Annotated in this window: 20 protein-coding genes and 5 pseudogenes; 15 read left to right on the forward strand and 10 right to left on the reverse strand. The window is 62.4% G+C overall.

What is annotated here, in order from left to right:
* Nucleotides 1-30 precede the first annotated feature (30 nt).
* Entirely contained in the window at nucleotides 31-504 is a 474-nt protein-coding gene (locus tag NT26_RS21325) for a hypothetical protein (protein ID WP_052642716.1), read from the forward strand.
* Nucleotides 505-902: 398 nt separating this feature from the next.
* Nucleotides 903-1,067 (forward strand): hypothetical protein, encoded by a 165-nt coding sequence (locus NT26_RS23045; RefSeq protein ID WP_168624922.1) that lies wholly within the window; start codon nucleotides 903-905, stop codon nucleotides 1,065-1,067.
* Nucleotides 1,068-1,211: 144 nt separating this feature from the next.
* On the opposite strand, the gene NT26_RS21330 is transcribed toward NT26_RS23045, so the two are convergent.
* Together NT26_RS21330 and NT26_RS21335 are read right to left on the reverse strand one after the other, a co-directional pair.
* A complete protein-coding gene (locus NT26_RS21330) occupies nucleotides 1,212-2,306 on the reverse strand; it encodes a Fic family protein (RefSeq protein WP_052642718.1) in 1,095 nt (364 codons plus the stop codon).
* A gap of 118 nt (nucleotides 2,307-2,424) precedes the next feature.
* The gene (locus tag NT26_RS21335) at nucleotides 2,425-2,742 is read right to left on the reverse strand and encodes an H-NS histone family protein (protein ID WP_052642720.1); all 318 of its coding nucleotides are present in this window, start codon (nucleotides 2,740-2,742) and stop codon (nucleotides 2,425-2,427) included.
* Between the two features lie 423 nt (nucleotides 2,743-3,165).
* Between NT26_RS21335 and NT26_RS21340 the strand changes: the two genes are divergently transcribed.
* Nucleotides 3,166-3,570 carry a single-stranded DNA-binding protein gene (locus tag NT26_RS21340; protein ID WP_052642722.1) on the forward strand — a complete coding sequence of 135 codons (405 nt, stop codon included), beginning with the start codon at nucleotides 3,166-3,168 and terminating at the stop codon, nucleotides 3,568-3,570.
* Nucleotides 3,571-3,639: 69 nt separating this feature from the next.
* Here the strand turns inward: NT26_RS21340 and NT26_RS21345 are convergent, their stop codons facing one another.
* Both NT26_RS21345 and NT26_RS21350 read right to left on the reverse strand, forming a co-directional pair.
* The gene (locus NT26_RS21345; protein ID WP_052642724.1) at nucleotides 3,640-4,152 is read right to left on the reverse strand and encodes an RES family NAD+ phosphorylase; all 513 of its coding nucleotides are present in this window, start codon (nucleotides 4,150-4,152) and stop codon (nucleotides 3,640-3,642) included.
* Nucleotides 4,152-4,502, reverse strand: coding sequence for an MbcA/ParS/Xre antitoxin family protein (locus tag NT26_RS21350; protein WP_052642726.1), 351 nt, complete (start codon nucleotides 4,500-4,502; stop codon nucleotides 4,152-4,154). The genes NT26_RS21345 and NT26_RS21350 overlap by 1 nt, the downstream gene beginning before the upstream one ends.
* A gap of 150 nt (nucleotides 4,503-4,652) precedes the next feature.
* On the opposite strand from NT26_RS21350, the gene NT26_RS21355 reads away from it, so the two are divergent.
* The 10 genes and pseudogenes from NT26_RS21355 to NT26_RS21395 all read left to right on the forward strand — a co-directional run.
* On the forward strand, nucleotides 4,653-5,852 hold the full coding sequence (locus NT26_RS21355) for a hypothetical protein (RefSeq protein WP_052642728.1): 1,200 nt from the start codon (nucleotides 4,653-4,655) through the stop codon (nucleotides 5,850-5,852).
* Between the two features lie 125 nt (nucleotides 5,853-5,977).
* Nucleotides 5,978-6,418 (forward strand): JAB domain-containing protein, encoded by a 441-nt coding sequence (locus NT26_RS21360; protein WP_052642730.1) that lies wholly within the window; start codon nucleotides 5,978-5,980, stop codon nucleotides 6,416-6,418.
* A 120-nt stretch (nucleotides 6,419-6,538) separates the two neighbouring features.
* Nucleotides 6,539-7,054 carry a hypothetical protein gene (locus NT26_RS21365; RefSeq protein WP_052642732.1) on the forward strand — a complete coding sequence of 172 codons (516 nt, stop codon included), beginning with the start codon at nucleotides 6,539-6,541 and terminating at the stop codon, nucleotides 7,052-7,054.
* A 98-nt stretch (nucleotides 7,055-7,152) separates the two neighbouring features.
* Nucleotides 7,153-7,644 (forward strand): DUF6878 family protein, encoded by a 492-nt coding sequence (locus NT26_RS21370; protein WP_052642734.1) that lies wholly within the window; start codon nucleotides 7,153-7,155, stop codon nucleotides 7,642-7,644.
* 10 nt (nucleotides 7,645-7,654) lie between these two features.
* Nucleotides 7,655-7,738: pseudogene (locus NT26_RS23440) on the forward strand (DUF6915 family protein); the annotation flags it as partial.
* Nucleotides 7,739-7,809: 71 nt separating this feature from the next.
* On the forward strand, nucleotides 7,810-8,919 hold the full coding sequence (locus NT26_RS21375; protein ID WP_052642963.1) for a tyrosine-type recombinase/integrase: 1,110 nt from the start codon (nucleotides 7,810-7,812) through the stop codon (nucleotides 8,917-8,919).
* A gap of 23 nt (nucleotides 8,920-8,942) precedes the next feature.
* A complete protein-coding gene (locus NT26_RS22905) occupies nucleotides 8,943-11,003 on the forward strand; it encodes a tyrosine-type recombinase/integrase (protein ID WP_162197815.1) in 2,061 nt (686 codons plus the stop codon).
* A gap of 133 nt (nucleotides 11,004-11,136) precedes the next feature.
* Nucleotides 11,137-11,427, forward strand: a pseudogene (locus NT26_RS23200) (DUF6915 family protein); the annotation flags it as partial.
* 275 nt (nucleotides 11,428-11,702) lie between these two features.
* Nucleotides 11,703-12,122, forward strand: coding sequence for a hypothetical protein (locus NT26_RS21390; protein ID WP_052642738.1), 420 nt, complete (start codon nucleotides 11,703-11,705; stop codon nucleotides 12,120-12,122).
* A pseudogene (locus NT26_RS21395) lies at nucleotides 12,115-12,375 on the forward strand (antitoxin of toxin-antitoxin stability system); the annotation flags it as partial. The gene NT26_RS21390 and the pseudogene NT26_RS21395, both read left to right, overlap by 8 nt.
* Nucleotides 12,376-12,466: 91 nt before the next feature.
* On the opposite strand, the gene NT26_RS21400 reads toward NT26_RS21395, so the two are convergent.
* Genes NT26_RS21400 through NT26_RS21410 form a run of 3 tightly spaced genes read right to left on the reverse strand, consistent with a single transcriptional unit; the run spans nucleotide 12,467 to nucleotide 15,608 of the window.
* The gene (locus NT26_RS21400; RefSeq protein WP_052642740.1) at nucleotides 12,467-13,474 is read right to left on the reverse strand and encodes a tyrosine-type recombinase/integrase; all 1,008 of its coding nucleotides are present in this window, start codon (nucleotides 13,472-13,474) and stop codon (nucleotides 12,467-12,469) included.
* Nucleotides 13,471-14,388 carry a tyrosine-type recombinase/integrase gene (locus tag NT26_RS21405; protein WP_052642742.1) on the reverse strand — a complete coding sequence of 306 codons (918 nt, stop codon included), beginning with the start codon at nucleotides 14,386-14,388 and terminating at the stop codon, nucleotides 13,471-13,473. The genes NT26_RS21400 and NT26_RS21405 overlap by 4 nt, the downstream gene beginning before the upstream one ends.
* Nucleotides 14,382-15,608: a site-specific integrase gene (locus tag NT26_RS21410; protein ID WP_244467741.1), complete on the reverse strand. Its 1,227-nt coding sequence runs from the start codon at nucleotides 15,606-15,608 to the stop codon at nucleotides 14,382-14,384. The genes NT26_RS21405 and NT26_RS21410 overlap by 7 nt, the downstream gene beginning before the upstream one ends.
* A 196-nt stretch (nucleotides 15,609-15,804) precedes the next feature.
* On the opposite strand from NT26_RS21410, the pseudogene NT26_RS21415 reads away from it, so the two are divergent.
* Nucleotides 15,805-16,197: pseudogene (locus NT26_RS21415) on the forward strand (antitoxin of toxin-antitoxin stability system); the annotation flags it as partial.
* On the opposite strand, the gene NT26_RS21420 reads toward NT26_RS21415, so the two are convergent.
* The 3 genes and pseudogenes from NT26_RS21420 to NT26_RS21430 form a co-directional block, all read right to left on the reverse strand.
* Nucleotides 16,169-16,810 (reverse strand): nucleotidyl transferase AbiEii/AbiGii toxin family protein, encoded by a 642-nt coding sequence (locus NT26_RS21420; protein WP_244467742.1) that lies wholly within the window; start codon nucleotides 16,808-16,810, stop codon nucleotides 16,169-16,171. The pseudogene NT26_RS21415 and the gene NT26_RS21420 sit on opposite strands and share 29 nt — an antisense overlap.
* A 48-nt stretch (nucleotides 16,811-16,858) precedes the next feature.
* Nucleotides 16,859-17,122 (reverse strand): hypothetical protein, encoded by a 264-nt coding sequence (locus NT26_RS21425; RefSeq protein ID WP_052642745.1) that lies wholly within the window; start codon nucleotides 17,120-17,122, stop codon nucleotides 16,859-16,861.
* Nucleotides 17,123-17,205: 83 nt separating this feature from the next.
* Nucleotides 17,206-17,409: pseudogene (locus NT26_RS21430) on the reverse strand (hypothetical protein); the annotation flags it as partial.
* 183 nt (nucleotides 17,410-17,592) lie between these two features.
* Here NT26_RS21430 and NT26_RS21435 point away from each other — a divergent pair.
* The gene (locus tag NT26_RS21435; RefSeq protein WP_052642747.1) at nucleotides 17,593-22,047 is read left to right on the forward strand and encodes a bifunctional class I SAM-dependent methyltransferase/DEAD/DEAH box helicase; all 4,455 of its coding nucleotides are present in this window, start codon (nucleotides 17,593-17,595) and stop codon (nucleotides 22,045-22,047) included.

Raw genomic sequence — 22,047 nt, forward strand, 5'->3', positions numbered from 1 at the left:
TGCAAAATTGCGCATTCAGGATGAGGAATCATGTCTGCAACGACCATTCTCGACACCGCGCCCCTGGGGGCGCTCATTCGCTACACCGACAACAGTCCGAAACCGCCTGCGCGGTTCACGAAGAAGCTCGCGGCCTGGGAGCGCTCGAACGGCGTCGGCCGTCTCGTCAAGAAGGAGCCGCCGCGACCCTATCCGACCTGGACGGCGCCGGCGTCGTTCACGCTGCACGAGGGCAACTTCTCCTCGGATGGGGTCATTCTTGTCACCATCATGCGAACGCATTCGGCTGACAGTGCGTTGACCTTCGAGGTGGCAGAGGAACCGAAGCCTGGACAGGTGCGCGTCCTGCTGGATTTCGGCGGTTGCTCGGAGTTGCTCCACCTGGCCGAGTCTGTCACGGCAGCCGAACTCTGGATCGCCAGAGAAGGCTATCGCAATGCGCGGCTCGAGATCGTCGGCAGCGAGGGCGGCGATAGGGCAGGGGATGCGGAACTTGCCGCCTGAGCCTGTAGAATCCAAGGGGTCCGCCAAAGCGCGGGCCTCTCACCCATCACGACCGCGTCCCGCGAGATCGCGGGGCACCATAGGTTCCAATCCAACACGGAACTAGATCTGGTACCAAATGTCTGCCGGGAGGCTGGCAGCGATAGCATCAGCGGGACACCCGGCTCCAGTCAGCGGTCGTACCATCCCCCGCTCGCCATTCCCTTCCTTGCCCCGAATCCTGTCTTCGAGATCAACCCGCGAGGGGTCGGACTACGGGCGAACCCGTGCCGCCGGGTGGATTCGGCCCCGTTTGAAGAGGGGGCCGAACGCACCCGGTGATGTCTGCCAGTCTTCGGGCCTGCGAGGTCCTGTCGCGCGGGGGATGGTCCCCCGCCTCCAAGACAGGAGCCAAACAGATGTCCCGCAAAGATGCACACGCCTTCGCCGCCTCCCTCGCCGCCACGCTCATGGTTTCGATCGTCGTCTTCCAGGCAGGTGATGGGACCTTTGGCGCCGTCCCCGCCGATGAAATCGACGGCGACGAGGTTCAGGTGGTGGGTGAGGTGGACCCGTGGGCATGAGCCCACGGCCTCAACGAGGGCTCGGCGTCGGGGCTGGGGCCCCGATCCGAGCCTTTACCTGTCGCCGTTCCGGCCGACCGGAAAAACAAGCCGACAAGTGTTGGGCCCAGCTGCCCTTCAAAGCCTTACGGCTCAAACTGGGCCTTACGGCCCGCCCGACACGTCGAGGAAGAGTTTCACCAAGGCGACATTGATGAAGTAGTTGCTTTTCCCAGAGCGGTGCTTTTCGACAAAGCCGTGTTCGGCCAAGGTGTCGAGATACTTCGCGGCCGTCTGCCTGCTGACATCCAGATCATTCTGCAGGTATTCGATCCGCGTGTAGGGGTGGCGGAACAGGTTATTCAGAAGTTCTTGGCTGTAGATCTTCGGTAACTCGTCGCGAAGCCTATGTTTCACATCTGCCATTTGTTGGCGGATGCCCGTCACAATCTCGACAGTCGTGGCGGATGTTTCCGCAACAGCCTCCAGCATGTAGATGATCCATGCTTCCCAATCGCCGGTATCGCGCACCGCCTGGAGGTGCCGGTAGTAGTCCGCCTTGTTTCGCGTGATGAAGCGCGAAAGGTACAGCACCGGGATGTCGAGCAAACCGGTCCGGGTAAGATACAGCACGTTCAGGATGCGCCCAATTCGTCCGTTCCCATCAGGAAACGGATGGATGCTTTCGAACTGATGGTGGATCAGTGCCATCTTGATCAACGGATCGAGGTCGCAGAGATCGTCGATGTTGACGAACTTTTCGAGCGCCGTCATGTGGCTGGCGATCTCGTGCGCGTCCTGGGGCGGTACGAAAACGATCTCGCCCGTCTGCTCGTTCTTCAGGGCGGTTCCCGGTGTCCCGCGAAATCCGTCGCTTCGCCCCTTCAGCAAGCGAAACATGTCGATCAGCGCCGAGTTTGGAATCAGGCCGTCGGTTTCGCGCAAACGTGCATAGCCAAGCCGTAGGGCGTCGCGATAAAGAGAAACCTCCTTGGCTGCGGGAGACTGCGGGTCATCTGGGAAGAGGTCCGCCTGAAACAGTTCGTCCTGCGTCGTGACGATGTTTTCCACCTCAGACGAGGCCTTGGCTTCCTGAAGCGCCAGCGTGTCGATCAGGATGCCCTGGTTCGGGATGGTCTTGGCCTGACCCTTAAGGTCAGCCAGCGCTCGGCTGGCGCGAGCGAGCGCTTTCAGGACCGGGACAGTTTCGATATCCGCTGCAGGGGGTAGCTTGGGAATGGCATAGGTCGGCTTTAACATGATCCCTGCCTCGCGTTAAGAAAGTGTCGTTTTGCTAACATGAGCTTGGTGTCGTGTCAGCAAAAAGCCGTTCTCTTAACTTGGAGACATGCGGCGAGTGTGATCGGACCGCCCTCTGTCAGATCGCCAAATCGCTCGGGTCTTTGCCGGCATTGACGTGATCAGCGAACCACTGCGGTTTCCGGCCGCGGCCAGACCACGTGAGAGCCGCGTTCTCAGGGTGACGGTACTTCGCAACGGCTGCCGAACGGGTGGCTTTCACCTCTACACCGATCAGGTCGGCGAGGGAGTAGCCCATCTCCTTGGCGATTGCCTCCAGCTTGGCGCGGGCCTCGGCCTTGTGCCGGTCCTCGTAGGTGGAAATCGCCTTGGCGAGGTCTTTCTGCAATTGCCGCAGCTCCTTGAGCGACAGTGCCTCGAGATTGAAATCAGCCATTTGGCCCCCGTGTCCTGAATGATCGATCCGGGATAGCCGTCCGGTCGCGAGATCGCAACTCCCATGGCGCTCACTGCGAATAGGTCGGGGGGGTGAGGTTGGTTTGAGCCGCAGGGTCGATGCTTTCGTGAATGCTTCAACCCCGTTGCCTTGGCCAGGAGGCCGAGGTCTGCACGAGCCCCAGGTCGCCCCTATCCCCGGCTCCATCCCTTCGACTGACAATCCCCTAAGCCCGTTCGGCTTCTCGCGCGCAACCCCGCGCCGTCCCGGGCCGAGTTGACCTGTTCCAGGTCTGCCCGCACCACCCCGGTCCTCTGGGGGTGTCCGGCGTCCGTGCCATCCACCGTGCGCGCGTCATCCGGCGGGCTTCTTCCGGGTCTTGTCGAAGGGACGGTCCCGGCGACAGAGAAACAGGAGCTTCACATGCAGAACATCGTCATCCTCGCTGGTAACATCGGTCAGACCCCCGAGATCCGCACCACGCAAGGTGGTACCAAGATCACCAACTTCACGCTGGCCACCTCGCGGCCACGCCTTTCCGAAGGCAAGGTGATCCGCGATGACAACGGCTACCGGGTCATGGACACCGAATGGCACCGCATCACCTGCTTCAACGGCCTCGGCAAGACTGTCGCGGAGCATTGCGAAAAGGGCATGAAGGTGCTGGTCCAGGGCCGGATCCACTACACGAAATGGACCGACGCCTCGGGCACCGACCGCTACGGCTGCGAGATCATCGCGGAGAAGGTCGATTTCCTCTCGCGCCCGAAAGCGAGCGCCGGTGAAAGCCCCGACCTGGTCGATCGCGACGACGAGATCCCGTTCTGAGGAACGGGGCCTCGCCCCAGGGCCCGGCGGGAAAACCCGCCGGGTTCACGGCGTCCACGGCAATTACATTTACATTCGACCCAGTCGATCCTCGTCATCGATCACTTCGAGGGCGCAGCCGTCGCCAGCCCATCGCCAAAGGATGATATTCAGGTTGGCGTCAGATGCGCCCTTGGCATAGCTCCTGATGAGGAGACCCGCGAAACCATCCTCGACGAGGGCGCGAGCGAAATCCTGCGTTGGCACTATACGACCATCCAGCATCGCTGCCCGCCAGTCGGGATTGGCGAGTATCTCAGCCGACACCCCACGCTTTTCCAGTTCCTTTGGGTCGCGTGTATCGAAGATTGGTCCCAGATTCGCGTGGTAGGAAACGAGGGTAGTTGGCTGCAGGTGACCCGCCTGATTGGCTTCACGCAAGGCAGTTGCCGGATCGAGTGCGGTGTAGAGTGCCGATGTTCCCTTTGCGTTGAAGCGTCCGCCGTAGAGTTTGGCGCCGCGGCCTGACAGAGGTTCACGTGCATAGACCGGGTTGAGCGCTCGGTAGAGTTGCCCCGCATAGCGCATATCATTCAGCGGCATCAGGCGAAAATGCCGGCGTCAACCGCGTCGATATATTCCAGCACCTGCTGGGCCTTGCCTTCCTGCACGAGTTGCATCGCGGTCCGTCCGTCAAAACCGGGCAGGGGCTCCGATCGAAACCACGCATAGGCCATCAACTCTGAGCCAAAGCGCGGCTCCACCTTGTTAAGGACTTCGACCAGTTCGCGCAGACGGCGCTGTGTCTTGTCCGAATTAATGCGGGCGCGACGCTGAAGCGCGTCCTTGCCGAGCCCCACCGTCATGGCGACCTCTTCGGCCGAGGTGCGGAGTGCAGCGGCGATCTTGCGGGGTTCGAACTGTCCGCCTTCTGCGAAGTTCATGATGTGCATGACAAGAGTCCAATCGGTTATTATGACGGTATATAGCGTCATAATTGGCGACATTCAAGGTTTGGGGAGAGTCAGAGTGAGGCTGGAGCTTTCGTGACGGGTTGAAGGATCGGGAGAGTGGCTTCCGGCGCCCGTCGCGGGAGATAGCCGATGGGTGTTGTGGACGTTCTGGACCCGGTGCAACCGGCACGGGCGGGTGGCTGGAAGGTGGATGTGAGCCGGGGCGAGCGGAACGGGCGGGTGTCGTCCGAATGGTTCAATCGGCCTGATGACGAGCGGTATCTGTCGCTCGACGATCTCTGGGCTTCGGTGAAGGGTCGGTCCGAGCGCAGCCGCAGCCGGATCGTGGAAACCGCGGATATCCGGGTCGAGGCGGCGCGCGACAGCGCCGAGCGGTTGCAGCTGGTGCTGCCGAAGGCGCAGGAGCCGGTCGCACCCACGCATTGGGCGTTCGGACAGCTTGCCAGCATCGTCGGCGCTCCGGCGTCCTACCTGCGGCAGCTGCCCGCGCCGCTGGCGGGGATCAACCTGCAATACGGCCTGACCAACCACCGCGCAGAGCAGGTGAAGACCTTCGAGACGGAAGATGGCCGCACGGAATTGCGCGCGGTGACCGGCCCTGACTACGGCCGTATCCATGACCACGAACTGGTCGAGGCGGTGCAGCGCATCGCGGGCAATGGCACGGGCGACACGCGCTGGAAGGTGCCGGGCGTGCTCGACTGGTCGACCGGGGTCTACAACCCCGATGTCGAGATCAGCCGCGACACGACCACGCTCTATGCCTCGGACCGCGATGTCTTCCTGTTCCTGGTCGATGATCGCAACCCAATCGAGGCTGGCAAACTGCCCGACGGCTCTCCAGACCTCTACTTCCGGGGGTTTTACTGCTGGAACTCCGAGGTGGGGGCGAAGACGCTCGGCATGGCGAGCTTCTACCTGCGGGCCGTGTGCCAAAATAGGAATTTATGGGGCGTCGAGGATTTCCAGGAGATCAAGATCCGCCACTCGAAATACGCCGCATCGCGCTTCGCCCATGAGGCGGCGCCGGCGCTGACGCGTTTCTCCAATTCCTCGCCGCAGGGCTTCGTAAACGGCATCAAGGCGGCGCGGCAGCAGATCGTGGCGCGCAGCGACGAGGATCGCGCGGACTTCCTCAGGAAGCGGGGCTTTTCGAAGGCGGAGGGCGGCAAGATCATCGAGAAGGTTCTGATGGAAGAGGGCCGCCCGCCGGAGAGCATCTTCGATTTCGTGCAGGGCATCACGCGGCTTGCGCGCGACAAGACCCAGCAGGATGCCCGCCTCGATATGGAAGGACGCGCCAAGAAGCTCCTCGACCGGGTCGGCTGACGCCGGGCCCGACAACGCGACCGCCTGCATCGGCGGCGGTCGCGCTTTCCCCGTCCAAATGCATGCCACTGGCCCCGCCCCGAGAGGGCAGGGGGCTTCGGCCTGCGCATTTCAGCGAGACCCCCATGACCCCCCACGAAGAAACCATCGTCCTCGAGGCCCGTGACATCCTCGGCCGCTACCTCAGCCAAAACCCGGTCATCGGCAGTTGGCAGGCGCTGATGGATTATTGCGCTCTGACCGTCCGAGGTCCCATCGAACGCTTCCATGTCCTATATCTCGACCGCAAGAACCGCATCATCGCCGATGAGCTTTTGTCTACCGGCACGGTCGACCATGTCCCGGTCTATCCGCGCGAGGTGATCAAGCGAGCCCTGATGCTGAACGCCAGCGCCCTGATCCTGATCCACAACCACCCATCGGGCGATCCGACGCCGTCGGAGGCAGATCTCAGCATGACCAAGGAGATCCAGAAGGGGTGCAAATATCTCGGCCTGACGCTCCACGACCACATCATCGTTGGCGCGGGCTACGAGCTGTCGCTGCAGGGATCGGGCAAGATGTGATCGCTCCGAAGCTGACCAATGTTCCTGCCATCCTGCCGCCCTTCGAGAAAGAGGGCGGCGGTTTAGACTTTGACGGCTGAAGCGGGAGGAGTGGCTTCCCGCACCGTCGGAGATCGTCCGATGTTTGATCATGTCACCTTGGCTTCCCCCATGTCGCCCACCGGGCTTCCGATTGCCTTCCTCTCGGCGTCTTTTTCGCCGGATCATCCCTTTGCTTTGACCCTGCCCAATGCGGACCCCGCCGCAGCCCTGTCGGGTATGGCGCAGCCCGAGGCTCTCGCCCGTTTCGCGAGCCTGACCGATGCCATGCAGGGTGCCGTCACGGCGGTCGGCCAAATGGACTGCGAGACCGCGCCGCAGATCCTCGCCGTTCTCGACCGAGACGACCGGTTGGTTCTGGCGGGCCTCGCGTCGTCCGGCGCCATCGCCTGGTGCCATCCGGTGCAGAGCGCCACCGAGGCGCGCTCCGTCGTCATCGAGGCAAGCGCGCTCCGCGCCCAAGGTGCTCGCGCTGGTGATTGGTGTGAGCCCGACCTCGCCGCCCGGCTCCGCCAGCGGGCCGATCTCCTCGAGGCGCGTCTGGTCGATCCGCTGTGGCGCAGCTTTGCCGCCCGCGCGCTGCAGATCGCGGCATAACTCCAAAGAGGCAGAGGAGGGCAGGGGGATAGCGAGCTTGGGCAGGTGAGAGAGATCGCCCGTCCGGCTCAGATCCCTTCCCTATCCCGGAGACAGACATGACCCAGACCCAACCCACTCTTGCGACCCCGCTGCCGCCTTCGACCGTCGACCTCGCGTCGATCTTCGCGGCCCACGCCGAGCGTACCGCCCGGATCGCAGCCCTGCGCCCCGCCAATAAGGACCGTCTGTTCGACGGCCTGGCGGCTGCGGGTATCACCCATGTCACCGTGAGTTTCGATGGAGAAGGCGACAGCGGCCAGATCGAAAGCATTGCTGCCTGGGACGGTGACACGGCCGTCGATTTTCCCGAAGTCGAAATCGCCTATGCCGCGCTGACCTGGGACCGTCCCGAGGTCGAGATGCGGAGCCTCTCGCTTCAGGATGTGGCCGAGCAACTGGCCTATGATTTCCTGTCCGACACCCATGGCGGCTGGGAAAACAACGACGGCGCCTTTGGCGAGTTCTGCTTTGATGCCGCGGCCCGCACCATCCACCTCGAGTTCAACGAACGGTTCACGTCGTCCGAACTCTTCACCCATGATTTCTGAGGGGGCGGCGATGGCACATCCGTATCATCACGCCCTGTCCTCGGTGACAAAATGGGGCGGCACGGTCGACGATTTCCAGGCCATCCACGCGTGGTCATCGATTATCTGGACACTTGCGATTTCACATCCAAGGCTGAAGTTTTCACCTTTTTCCGAGGGCCGATTATGCAAGTCACCAGAACTCCAGAGGGGACTGTCCCTCGCTATTTTGTCCGCGACGATGCTGGTAATTCCGTCGAACCGATTCACGATTTCCTCCGTTATCTTGACGCTCGGGGCTCATCCCCGAACACCATTCGCTCCTACGCCTACGACCTGCGGCGCGTGTGGGAGTTCTTCGAAGCCCAAGGGCTCGAGTGGCAGAGCTTCAACATTTCGAACGCCGTTGATCTGATCGCTTACCTGCATGACCGGATCGATATGCGCCCCGGCCGGTCCGCAAATGCGGCTGGCCCGGATCGGCTGTCACCGGCAACGGTCAATCGAGCGCTGGCGGCAATGTCGTCTTTCTGCGACTGGGCGATCATCGCAGGGACGCTGACCCCGCCGAACCCGATGCGGGTCAGCAAGAGTATCAACAAGCCTTCGGTCACTGATCGGCACAGACCGTTCTTTGAAGGCATTTCCCGTCGCTCAGCGAGTGTGCGCGTGATCCGTGTCCGCAGCGTTCACCGCCTGCCTCGCCCGTTGAGCGACGACCAAATCGAACGTCTACTCGCCGAGTTGACCAGCTTACGCGATCGCGCCCTTGTGCTGCTGATGCTGCACGGTGGGCTGAGGCCAGGCGAAGCGCTCAGTCTGCATCTCGAGGATATCGCCTATGGGCGGCGGCGCGTGACCGTTCGATGTCGCGCTGACCACCCGAAAGGGGCACGCGGAAAGTCACGCGTCGAGCGTGTCGTCGACCTCCATGACGGGCAGGCCCTCGATACCATCAGCGCCTATGTCATGCGTGACCGTCCCCGCGAGACAGAGACGCCGTTCATCTTTCTCGTCGGCGGAAACGGCAGGAGGCGGTCTGAGCCCTTGTCCTATGCCGCGTTGGCAAAAGCCTTCGCGCGAGCGGCGGAACGCGCCGGGATCAAATGCCCCGGCGTCACACCGCATGCGCTGCGACATACCCACGCCACCCGCATGTGGGAAGCAGGCATGCGAGAGCTGACCCTGCAGCGCCGGCTCGGGCATGCATCACCGGAATCGACGCGCATCTATACTCGCGTGTCCGACGCCACTGTGCTCGCCGAGTACAGCCGTGCAATGGGGCTGAAGCCATGACGGCCCCATTGCCGGATGCCCTGATGACGTTTCCGACCGACATCGCGCCGTCGCATAGCGGGGAGGGGGAATACCGCACATTCATCCTCAGCCTCGACATGACCCGCAATATGAAGAACCGGTATATCGCTCAACGTCGAGAGTTCGTCGCCGCTTTTCCCGATCTCGCTCTTTGGTGCGAACAACCGCTTGAGGTTCGGCTCGGCCGACTTCACGGAACGTCCGCCTTCACACCTGAACACCCCGCCTCGTTCTGGGCGCGGCAATATCTCTACTACCTAGCCTTCACGGACCGCCTCCGCCTCGACTATGGGTTCCTCCTGTCGATTTCGCCCATGTATGCCGCCCAACTCGCAAAACAGCTGGGCATCGATCTAGGCATTCCGGATCTCCGCAAGCGCCAGAAAGCGATGGGGTATCACCAGACGACGCCACAGGGGTCGTCCATCTGGGTGGTTTCCCGAATTGCGCTTCATGCCGGCATACGTTCGCCTGAACTTATCACCTCCGACGACCTCGACGCGTTGAACGATGCAATTTCTGCATATGCGGCGTCTGCCGTGATGAAGCGCTTCCATGGCTACGACTCGCAGAAGGCCAAGGCGACCGCCCATTTCTGGCACCGCTATGTCCGACAGACACAGCTTGTACTGCACCACCTCGGCAACGGCATCGCGCGACCACGAATGACCGCCGACAAGCGCAGGCCTTATGTCTATCCGAGGCCGGATATGGGTGTTTTCATCGAGCGCTGGCTAGAGATCAAGCGCACCAGCCTTTCCAGGGTGACGGTCGACCACTGCGCCGTGTCGCTCCGCCGATTTGTCGACTTCTTAGTTCGCCACGATCCAAAGATCGAGAAGTTCGCCAATGTCACGTCCGAGGTGATGACTGCCTTCCTGATCGATCTTAGGAGCCAAGTCGGCGCCAGAACCAAGCGTACATTGTCGATTACCGCCCAGAGATCCCGCGCGCTTCATGTTGCGCAATTCCTCAGTGAGGGCGCGGCTTGGGAGTGGCCGGATTTTCCGACGCGACCAGTGCTGAACACGCGCGATCTTCCCCGCCTTCCACAGCGCCTCCCTCGGTATATCCCCGCCGAACAGCTTGGCCCCCTGATGGAAGAGGTCCGCAAGCTTTCCTGCGATTTCCAGCGCGCCGCAATCCTGACCGCGCGTTGGTCCGGCGCCCGTCGGACAGAGATCGCAAGGTTGCCCGTCGACTGTCTGGACGCCTATCCGGACGGAACGCCACGGCTGCGTATTCCGGCGGGAAAGACCTACAGGGAACGGCTCGTGCCGCTTCACCCTGAGGCTGCTGAAGCTCTTCGCAAGGTCATCGACCTGCGCGCAAAGTCGGACGAACGCCCGGTCCCGGATGCGAGAACCGGCCAATACGTCAAGTTTCTCTTCTACCGCCGCGGTGTCGCGATCTCGCCCGACTACCTGTTCAATTATCCACTCAAAGACATCTCTCACCGACTCGGCCTGGTCGATGGAAAAGGGCAGAATCTCATCTCGGCACATCGCTTCCGCCATACGGTCGGCACGGAACTCGCCGAAGGCGGTGCCCGGATGCAGACGATCATGGACGTGCTTGGGCATCAAAGCCTGCACATGTCGATGGTCTATATCCGTGTCAGCGATGAAGCGGTTCTCGCGGACTATCAGGCCGTGTTGAAACCTGATGCGCCGATCGCCGGACCCGCGGCAGAGATCATCCGCAATCAGCGCCTGCCGCAAAGCACGGTCGATTGGCTGAAGTGCAACTTCCTGAAGACCGAGCTCGAACTCGGCCATTGTCTCCGGCTGCCGGAAGAAGGTCCCTGTGAATGCGACCTCTATCTGAACTGCGCCAAATTCGTCACCACCCGATCTTATGCGCCGAGGCTGCGAGCGCGCCATCGCCTCGAACTCAATCTGACGGAAGATGCGCGTTGCCGCGGTTGGACACGAGAGATCGAACGGCATTCAGGAATAGCTTCCCGCATCGAACAGCTTCTCGTCGAACTGGGCGAGCCAGTCTCAGACGCGGCCCAGGAGGTCGGGCAGACGGTCGAAGCGGCACGGAAAATGTCGCGGTAGCCCACAGGTACCTCCCCGCCGCCCGCTCCGCTGCGCGCGTATCCGCGCTACGCGGGCGGCGGGGGCCCTCCTATGGACAACCACGACAAACCCCGACCGGGAGAACAAAAACAGCTTGATTGTCCGGATAAATGATAGCTCGAAAGCCCATTCTGCGGACTTTCGTCACCGGGCCATGTTCCACCACTCGGCCGGGATCTGGCTCTCGGAGGCGATCTTCGGGACGACGATCACGCTCTCGACCGGCCGCATCATCCCGACCCGATGGGTTGGCGAACAGCATGTGCGCGAGGATCTGGGCTTCATCCCGAGTTTCACGGATTGGGTGAAAACCATCCGGCCCGAGCCGTGGATGGGCCGAGCCGAGAAGATCGAAGCCCTCGTCGACCCGCATCTGGCCCCGCCAGTTCTGGAGGTCCGCTGACATGTGCCGGGCTTACCAAGACCTTTGCCTGCCACCTGAGGCGTCGAACCTGACGGTTCTGCGCACGGCGATGCGGCGGCTTCATCCCGACACTCTGGCCGTCCGCAGTTGGCGCGCGGCGCGCAAGCGCTACTGCCGCGATCTGCTCAGCGCCCACCACGCGGCGCGAGACCTAGCGCGAGTACAACCGCACTGACGCCCGCGTCATCCGTCGATCCCGAATTTACATCGCGCCCGGCCACTCGGGTCGGGCGTTCTCATATCTGGAGGGCCAAATGGCCGATTACTTTACCCACTTCTCCTGTCTCATTGATGTCGGCAGCGCCGAAAGAGCCGCCGCCGCGATGGCGATGTTTCAGCGCTGCCGCGCGGACGACAACGAGTCTGACGAACCGCAGTATCGTGGCTTCGAGATATCGCTGCAGGACGAAGGCCAGTCCGGCGAACTGTGGATCCACGATGACGACAGCGGCGATCCTGACGGCGTCGTCGCCTTCGTCCTGCGCTTGGCAGAGGAACTCGATTTGCGCGGCCTCTGGGGGTTCGATTTCGCGTACACTGCATCTCTTCCCATTGTCGGGTCTTTTGGCGGTGGCGCGACGGTGATCGACCTCGGCGCGCGCAAAGTCGTCGGTTGGGTCGGAACCCAGACCTGGCTTACCCAGGCGCTGACCGGGGAGGATCCCGATGCCTGAAGTTATCTGCACGACCGTCTATCAGTTCCCGGAACTGTCCGACGCAGCCAAGGAGCAGGCGCGCAGCTGGTATCGCGAGGCGGCATTCCACGATGATTGGTGGGATGCAGTCTATGACGACTTCGAGCGCATCTGCGATATCCTCGGGGTCAGCCTGAAGACCCGTTCTGTCCGGTTGATGGGCGGCGGCACCCGTCAGAAACCCAGCATCTGGTTCTCGGGGTTTTCGTCGCAAGGCGATGGCGCCTGTTATGCCGAGCGACAGATTATGCGGAGCGGTCAGGTCATCACGCTGTAAACGCGAGGGATTTTCGACAATCCGCTCCGCATAACTCCGGAAGGGTTCAGTTCAGTGTGTTTTTCCTTCCGGTCATCAGCATCGCAATCAACGCATCCGGAGCCTTGAACTTTCCACGACGCAACTCGGGCGGGATGACCGCCTCTACTGCCTCGAGCTTTTGGGCTGCATCAACGCGCAGATAGGTCTCGGTCGTTCGGATGTCCGCGTGGCCCAGCCAAAGCGCGACCTTTCGGATGTCGCGGGTCGCCTCTAGCATGATCACGGCGCAACTATGCCTGAGCTGGTGGGGCGACACTGAACGCCCCGCCAATGATGGGCAGTACCGAGAAGCTTTCACGACGTGTTTGTCGAGCACATACTCGAACCCTGATCGCGTCATCGCTCTCCCCTCGGCATTGACGAAGATCTCCGGTGCAGGCGCAAGCCCACGCACGGCAAGCCAAGCCCGCAGATCTGAGGCTGTCTGCTTCCAGAGTGGAAAGTGCCGATGCTTTCGCCCTTTTCCTCGAACCAGCAGACTCGGAGCCTGGCCTAGAACTAGATCGGTCAAGGCAGCCCCCACGAGTTCCGACACGCGCAATCCACCCGCAAAACACAGGTGCATCATGGCGCGATCCCTTGCACCCAAGCGCGTCGTGACATCGGGAGCATTCAAAACCGCCTGCACCTCGTCCTTGGACAGATGCTGGACCAGCTTGTTCTCGCAACGTTTTGTCGGGATCGCCCGGATTTGCGCGACTTGCGTCAGGAGGGCTGGATGCTGGTATTCAACGAACCGCATGAACGACTTGATGGCCGCAAGCCGCGCGTTTCGCGAAGTGGCGCCATTTCCGCGATCTGTCTCGAGATGATCCAGAAAGGCCAGGATCAATGGTGCGTCCAGCTGCTCGATGCTTAGCTGCGACGGGCTGGATCCGACACGCGTCGCCGCGAACTGGAACAGAAGCTTGAAGGCATGCGCATAGGTTTCGCTGCTGTGGACACTGAACCCGCGCTGCCGAGGCAGGTAATCCTGCATGAACTGCGTAATGACCGGCGCGAGGGCTGTCATGAGCCGCCCTCCGTCAAGAGTTCCTCGGCTGCGGCAGAGATTTCGGCCAGCAGTTCGGGCGTCCGATGGAGATACCAATACGTGTATCTGAGGTTGGAATGCCCCATGTACGTCATCAACGCGACAGCATTGCGCGCGATCGCTTCGCGCCCGGCCCCAGATTGTTCCAGCACCCGTGTCGCGAAGGTGTGGCGCAGATCGTGGATGCGGGGGCGTCTGGGACGACCGGGCGCGATGTCCGCAATGGCAAGGATCTCGTGGAACGCCTTTTGCGGAACAGAGTAGTAGATTTTCCGCTTCCCTTCAGAAAGGAAGAGGTGGTCGTCCTCTGTCACCACCGCCAGCCTCAGCTCCAGATACCGGTTGAGAGCGCACATCATGCTCGGATGCAGCGGAACCATTCGGCTCTTGCCGAACTTGGTCTTTCGGATGTGCAAGATGCCATCCGGCAGAACATCGCTCAGGGTCAGGTTCAAAGCCTCTGATATCCGTAGCCCGGTCGATGCGATCAGGCCAAACAGGACGGCGTAGATTTCGCGCCGAACTGGAGAGCTTTCGTTCTGTTGCCTGACCCGAGCCGAAACGATGAACCTCGCCAATTCATCAGGCGTGAAGATGTAAGGAATGAACTTGGTCCGATGCGCCTTGAAGATGCCTGCCGGCGGAATCTCATGTGCAGCGTCTTCTGCGTGCAGGAAGGTTGCCAACCGGATGACATCCGCTATGCGGCGATACCGCGTGTCTGGCGTCGACGCACCTTCAGCCCAGGCCACCGCTGTTGCCGTCCTGACGTGCCGCTCACCTCTGGCTTCGACGAACTGGCCGAACGAAGCCAAGTTCTTGGCCGTCTCCTTGAGCTTGAAGCCAAGAGACCTTCGCAATGCGATGTAGCGATTGATTTCCTCGGTCAGCATGCTGCCTCCCCCGCCCAGGGTTGGGCGATTTCGCGGAGCAGAGCGAAGTCAACCTTCGCATATTGCATGGTCGTGGACAGCGAACGGTGCCGCAGGACCGCTCCGACCCCGGCAAGGTTGACCCCATGTCGAAGCATCGCTGTCGCCGCCGAATGACGAAGCAGGTGGGAACCGCGTCGACCACTCTGAATGCCGGCCCGGTCAAGAGCCGCCTGAACTAGACAGTTGACAGCAAACCTCGACATCGGACGCATCGGATTTTGCGCTGTGACGAACACGCGCGGAGAGGCTAATGTCGGCCGCCCCCTGTCCAGATAGGCCAGCAGCGCTTCGCCGACTTCTTGAGGAAGTGGCAGCCATTCTTCACGACGGGACTTGCCACCCCTGATGGCAATGCGACCATTCCGCCAGTCGATGTGACCGAACTCAAGGTTTGCGACTTCGCTGGCGCGTAAGCCGAGTCGGACAAGGAATAGAATGACCGCGCGATCGCGCAGGCGGGCCTCGCCGCTGCAAGCTGCCACGATCCTCGCGATGTCCGCATCGTTGAGGAAGTCTGGCACTGCTGCCAATTGCCAGCCCGCAAAATTCGGGATGGCCTGGTCACGGCCGGCCGGGCAACGTCCAGTTGCGATCAGGAAGCGCAGGTATGCGCGAGTGGCGGTCACCGTCATCCTTGCATGAGCAAGGCCGTGCATGCCCGCGCGTCCAAGCACAAACTCCCTGATGGCATGGGCGCTATAAGCCTCCGGCTCGTCGCCAAGGACCAGGAACAGGTGAACAAGGATGTTCTGATAGGTATCGAGGCTGCTGTCTTTCACCCCACGATTTCGGAGCATCCAATCCCGGAACTCGCCGAGGATCGGCCATCGTTCACTCGGGGAAGGCGGCTTCGGCAGTGGGTCGACGATGCCTTGCTCTTCAAGAAAAAGTACAAAGAGGGCACCTGATCGCAAGCGCATGTAGTAATTCGGCATGGCCCTGAAGGCCGGTACAGATGCTGCGTATCCGCTGTGGATAGTACTGAGACCATAGCCAGCGCCGTGCATCCAATCCGTCCAATGCCCCAAGTAAATGGTCAGCATCGAAATCGTTGTCTTGGTGTAATTCCGTGCCTGAAGCCAACGGACATAGCCCTCGAAGTGGGGGCCGGCGAAATGAAGTCTTGAAAGCGTGAGATACCGCGGAGTGTTCCGCCTTTTCTTGGGGGTGTTGGACATTCGATCTCCTGACATGGGCTCAATGCCGGAAAATTCCGGCGAACCACTTCTCGCCCAAAAGAACGCGCGAGGGCATAAGCCCGTCGTTATGCGGAGCAGATTGTCGAAAATCCCTCGCGTTTACAGCGTGATGACCTGACCGCTCCGCATAATCTGTCGCTCGGCATAACAGGCTTTATGCGGTGCTCTGCATAAGGCCTGTTTCGAAGCGACGGTTGGACACGCAAAGGGATCCACGCGCGAAATCCGCTCCTACGCCCCGCAGGATCAGACCCTGCACGGCATCGCCGGTCGTCTTCAGGCCGCTCAGCGGCAGAACTTCTATCAGCTCCACGCCGAGGTGACCCACCGCGGGCGCTACTACCACGAATATTGCATGAGCATCGACGTGTCGCGCGACAGCCCGACCGGGCAGCCTCCAGCCGAAGGAAGTGAAGAGACTGTTGTAGAGGCGCTGCGCGACCTCGCCCGCTGGCTCTATCGGCAGCTGGAAGCCGAATATGACCACCTGACCTCTGACGAGGCGGTGGAGGAAGGGATCGTCATCAACGAATACACCTTCACCGACGCTGGACGCCGGTTCGGGTGACGACTGCTGTCAGCAGTTCTTTCGTGATCGTCTGCGCTAGGGTTTGGAGGGCCTGAAAGCCCTCTGACACCAACAACTTTGCGGTGACAGATTCTACGAGCCTCGGGTTCATCTTTTCAGTCACCCGAAGCGCTTCTTCGCAGGCGGCCGGAAACCTTGAACATGCGTCAACAACATAGTCCTCGCCCAGTGCCTGGGCGACGGCGGCGATGTCGAACATGTCCCTCGGCTGCAAGTGCGAGCCGCGGAACACGACCTTCTTGGCGAGGATTTCGGCCGGAGTCTCAAGCTTGACGCTTCGTCCGCGGATTTCGGAAACGGCAAACGGTTCTTCGGTGACCGGGTCGCAGCAGATGAAGTCGATTTCGCCGACACCGTCGAACACGATCTTCAACGCCCGTGTGCCATCGGTCTCGTAGTCGCTCGGCGCAAGAGTCAGATCGTAGCCTTGCGTCTCCGGGTTCAGGTAAGGCAGGTACTGGGCATCGTCGATGAACAGGTCGATGTCGTGGCTTTCGCGGTGCTGGATCTGAAACATGAGGGCAGTGCCGCCCCCAAAGCTCCAATTGTGCATGCCGATACCCTGGCCGTTGGCCTGGTCGATGATCGACATTGCCACATCAAAAAGCTCGGGCCAGCGGCTTGGCTGCGGGGTGTTCATTCAGATTGCGAGCGGAAGCTTGTATCCGGCGAGATCGGAAAACTTCCCTGCAACTGCGATGACGGCATCCTTGTGGACACCCATCTCGTCGATAAACGACTGCTGAAGCTTGGGCGACACTTCGGACAGGAAGGCAAACACGCTGCAATCGCAAGTGTCGGCGCTCTTGATGTCGGCAATCTTTTCGGCCAGCTGCGCAGCCGTCAGCAGCACGCCGTAGGGCGCGCTGACTGTCGACATTACCTTTGCGGCGACCGAGGCCATTGCATCATCTCTGTGCGGAAACTTCCCAAGCAATATAGGAGATGGAGGTCTACAAAGCAATAAAGCCGCGACCCCGCTGGTTTTCACCTGTTTCCGTCAATCCACTTCGACATCAGCCCCTTGTCGCGGAAGCATTCTTCCGGGACGGCGCGGCGCTTGATGCGGGCCAGGCGTTCGGCGAACGCGACCTGCTTCGACGAGGGCAGGCGGTCGAGTTCGGAGAGAGGCTTCATCCGCGCTTGCGCGTCGATCCAGGCGCTCAGAGAGCGACGATCCTGTTGGACTTCCCTCGCCGGGACCGCGCCTTGGTCCTAAGGACGGAAGCCTGCTTTGGCAGTCTCCCCCCATACGGGCAACAGTCCCTGGTGCGAGGAAGGGAGTGAGAGGGTGGCCGGAAGGGGCCAGGTTCCGGCGGATGAGAGAGAGCGCCGCGCGGAAATGACCCCTTCTGCTCTCCTGAGGTTTCTCCGATGAATGAACTTTGGTCTTTGACCGTACCGAATGTGCCGATTGCCGCGCTGTTCGCTCCGCCTTGCACCGTCACCCAAATCCTCGCCGTCGCTGAAGCGTTGCAGCCCGCGCTTTCGGCGGGCCAGCCTATCGACACCGGCCTGCTGCGCGCCGAGATGGAGCGCGCCTTCGGCCGCTCCGATGCGGCGGGGGCCTGGGACTGGAAACTGGCCTATGAGGCTGGCGAAGCCGCGCTCGTCCTCTTCCTGCGGAAGTTTGGCCGTGCGCTTCTCGCGCGGGCCGGATCGCCCGCGGCCTTGCTTCCGATCCTGACCCGGGTGTCGGCCCTCCTGCCCACGCATACGCGGCGCTCGGAAGAAATGGAGCTCTACCAGCAGTTCTCGACGCCGCTGCTCATGGGACTCGCGGCCCTTGCCGCCGCGCAGATTACGCCCCGCGATGTGGTCCTCGAGCCTTCTGCCGGGACCGGACTTCTGGCTGTCCTCGCGGAAATTTCGGGCGGCAGCCTCGCCCTGAACGAACTGGCCGAGACCCGCGCTGATCTTCTGCGCCTCCTCTTTCCGGGGCGACCCGTCACCACCTTCGACGCCGCGCAGATCGACGATCATCTCGACACGAGCCTGTGCCCGAGCGTCATCCTGATGAACCCGCCGTTCTCGGCCGTGGCCAATGTCGATGGCCGGACGACCGAGGCGACGGCGCGGCATCTCCGCTCGGCCCTTGCCCGCCTTGCTCCCGGTGGACGGCTGGTGGCCATCACCGGGGCGGGCTTCGCCCCTGACGCTCCGGCCTGGTCCGAGACCTTCGGCCGCCTGACCGAGACCGCGCATCTCGTCTTCACCGGCGCGGTGTCGGGCTCGGCCTTTGCCAAACACGGCACCAGCTTCGAGACGCGCATTTCGGTCTTCGACAAATGCCGTGGTGGCGAGTTGGGCGGCATCACCGCAAATCTGAGCCAACCCATGTCTTCTGACGTGTCGCAGCTCCTGTCTCGGATTGCGGCCAAAGTCCCGCCGCGCCTCGAGTTGGATGCGGGCACGGTCGCCCGGATCCATCCCACTTCCTCTTTCCGGGGGATTCCTGCCCGTGCGTCCGGCACTGCCACTCGACGCTCGCATACAACGCCGTCGGCCAAGACCGATGCGAATGTCGCCGCGCCGGATGCCGAAGACCTCGCCTACACTCTGCGTCAGACGATGGACGATTTCGGCGCTGCGCGCCTGTCCGACGCCATCTACGAGACCTTCCGCCTTCAGGCCATCGAAATCCCCGGCGCGGCACCGCACCCGACCAAGCTGGTGCAGTCCGCCGCCATGGCTTCCGTCGCGCCCCCGAAACCCAGCTACCGCCCCAAGCTGCCCACCACCGTCTTGCGCAATGGCCTTCTGTCCGACGCCCAGCTCGAGACCGTGATCTATGCGGGCGAGGCGCATGGCGCGCATCTTGCCGGATCGTGGTGCGTCGATGAGGCCGGCGACATGGTCTCAGCAGCGCCGGACAATGACATTGACTCCGTCCGCTTCCGCCGTGGCTTCTTCCTCGGAGACGGCACCGGCGCGGGCAAGGGCCGCCAGTCGGCCGGGATCCTGCTCGACAACTGGTGCCAGGGCCGCCGCAAGGCGCTCTGGATTTCGAAGAGCGACAAGCTTCTCGAGGATGCGCAACGCGACTGGTCGGCCCTGGGTCAGGAGCGCCTGCTGGTGACCCCGCTCTCGCGCTTCGCCCAAGGTCGCGACATCCCGCTCGCCGAAGGCATCCTCTTCACCACCTATGCCACGCTGCGGTCCGAAGAGCGCGGCGCTAAGAAGTCCCGCGTCGATCAGATTGTGGGCTGGCTCGGGGCGGATTTCGACGGCGTGATCCTCTTTGATGAAAGCCACGCCATGGCAAATGCCGCCGGATCGAAGGGCGAGCGCGGCGATACCGAGGCCTCGCAGCAGGGTCGGGCGGGCCTGCGCCTTCAGCACAAGCTGCCCAATGCCCGCGTGGTCTATGTCTCTGCCACGGGGGCGACGACGGTCCACAATCTCGCCTATGCGCAGCGGCTCGGCCTCTGGGGTGGGGTCGGGCCCTCCGCTTGCGCTCCGGGCGTTCAGGATTGGCAAAGCTCCACTGGAGCTTCGCCTGCCCCCTTGGGGCACCATCCTTCACTCCCCTTCGCCACCCGCGCTGAATTCGTCGAAGCCATCGAAGCGGGCGGCGTTGCCGCGATGGAAGTCCTCGCCCGTGACCTGCGCTCGCTCGGGCTCTACACCGCCCGGTCGCTCTCATATGACGGCGTCGAATACGAGATGCTGGAGCATGCCCTGACCCCCGAGCAGCGCGGCATCTACGATGCATACGCGCTCGCCTTCGGCGTGATTCACAGAAATTTGGCCGCAGCTTTGGAGGCGGCCAATATCACAGGTGAGGCTGGTACGCTGAACCGACAGGCCAAATCTGCCGCCCGCTCGGCCTTCGAGTCTGCCAAGCAGCGCTTCTTCGGCCATTTGCTCACCTCGATGAAAACCCCCACCCTGATTTCCAGCATCGAGGCCGATCTCGCGGCGGGCCATGCCGCCGTCATCCAGATCGTCTCAACGGGCGAGGCGTTGATGGAGCGCCGCCTCGCCGACATTCCCACCGATGAGTGGAACGATGTCAGGATCGACATCACGCCCAGGGAGGCGTGTCTTGATTACCTTGCTCATTCCTTCCCGGTGCAGCTCTACGAGCCTTTCACCGACAGCGAGGGCAACCTCTCCTCCCGGCCCGTCGTCCGCGACGGCCAGCCGGTCGAATGCCGCGAGGCCGTGCGACGGCGCGACGCGCTGATCGAGCATCTGGCGTCACTGCCGCCCGTCCCGGGGGCGCTCGACCAGATCGTGCAGCGCTTCGGCACCGATCTTGTGGCAGAAGTCACTGGTCGCTCGCGTCGCATCGTGCGGAAGGGCGAGGGTCCTGCGGCCCGCCTTGTCGTGGAAAGCCGGGCTGGCTCGTCCAACCTGTCCGAGACCGCCGCCTTCATGGACGACCAGAAGCGGATCCTGATCTTCTCGGATGCCGGTGGCACAGGGCGCAGCTACCATGCCGATCTTGGGGCCAAGAACCAGCGTCTGCGGGTTCATTACCTCCTCGAGCCCGGCTGGAAGGCCGATGCGGCCATCCAAGGTTTGGGACGGACCAACCGCACCAACCAGGCGCAGCCGCCGCTGTTCCGGCCGGTCGCCACGGATGTGAAAGCAGAGAAGCGCTTCCTCTCGACCATCGCCCGCCGCCTCGACACGCTCGGCGCCATCACGCGCGGCCAGCGCCAGACCGGCGGGCAGGGGCTGTTCAGGCCAGAGGACAACCTCGAGTCGCCTTACGCTCGGGATGCCCTGCGTCAGCTCTACCGCCGCATCTATCGCGGCGATGTCGCGGGCAGCTCGCTCGGGGCCTTCGAGGATGCGACGGGCCTCAGCCTGACCGATGACAACGGGCTGAAGGACGATCTGCCACCCATCACGACCTTCCTCAATCGCCTGCTGGCGCTGACGATCGACATGCAGGCCGTGCTCTTCTCGGCTTTCGAGGAGCTTCTAGACCAACGGATCGAGGGGGCCATCGCCGCCGGGATCTATGATCTCGGGCTCGAGACGCTGCGTGCCGAGAGCTTCCGCGTCACGGATGCGCGCGTCATCTACACCCGTCCCGGGTCCGGTACCGAGTCCCAGCTCCTGACCATCGCGGAAAAGCGGCGCAACACGCCGACTTCTCTCGCGGATGCCCTCGATTGGCTCAACGACCCGAAGGCACGCCTGCTGGTCAACAGCCGCTCGGGTCGGGCGGCGGTGCAGGTGCCAGCTACTAGCCTGATGCTGGATGATGGCACCATCGAACCGCGCCTGCGGCTGATCCGTCCGACGGAGACCGGCACCCTCCCGGCCAAGATCATGGAGGACACAAACTGGCTCGAGGCTGACCGCGCGGCCTTCGCCGCCGCCTGGACCGCCGAACTGGCTGAGGTGCCAGAGTTTTCCGAAGCCACGCTGCACATCGTCGCGGGTCTTCTGCTGCCGATCTGGAAGCAGCTTCCCCAGGACGAAACCCGCGTCTACCGGCTGCAGACCGATGAGGGTCAGCGCATCATCGGCCGCCGCGTCTCGCCCGCCTGGGTCGCGACCACGCTCGCCGCCGACGCGCCAACGCTCTCGGCGGCGCAGGTCCATGCCCTCGTTCTCGAGGGCAAGACCGTGGCGCGGTTGGCCGAGGGAATGGAACTCTACCGCTCCCGGGTCATGGGGGTGAACCGGATCGAGCTTTCCGGTTTCTCCGAGGCCGCCAAAGACCGACTTAAGGCTGACGGCTTCTTCTCGGAGATCATCAGCTGGAAGTTACGCCTGTTCTGCCCGACAGACACCAGCGGCATCGCCGTCCTGGAGCGCCTGCTTGCACGCATCCCGGTCACCGGCCTACATGCACGCAATGGTTGA

It is taken from the genome of Pseudorhizobium banfieldiae (genome assembly GCF_000967425.1).
GTDB lineage: Bacteria > Pseudomonadota > Alphaproteobacteria > Rhizobiales > Rhizobiaceae > Neorhizobium > Neorhizobium banfieldiae.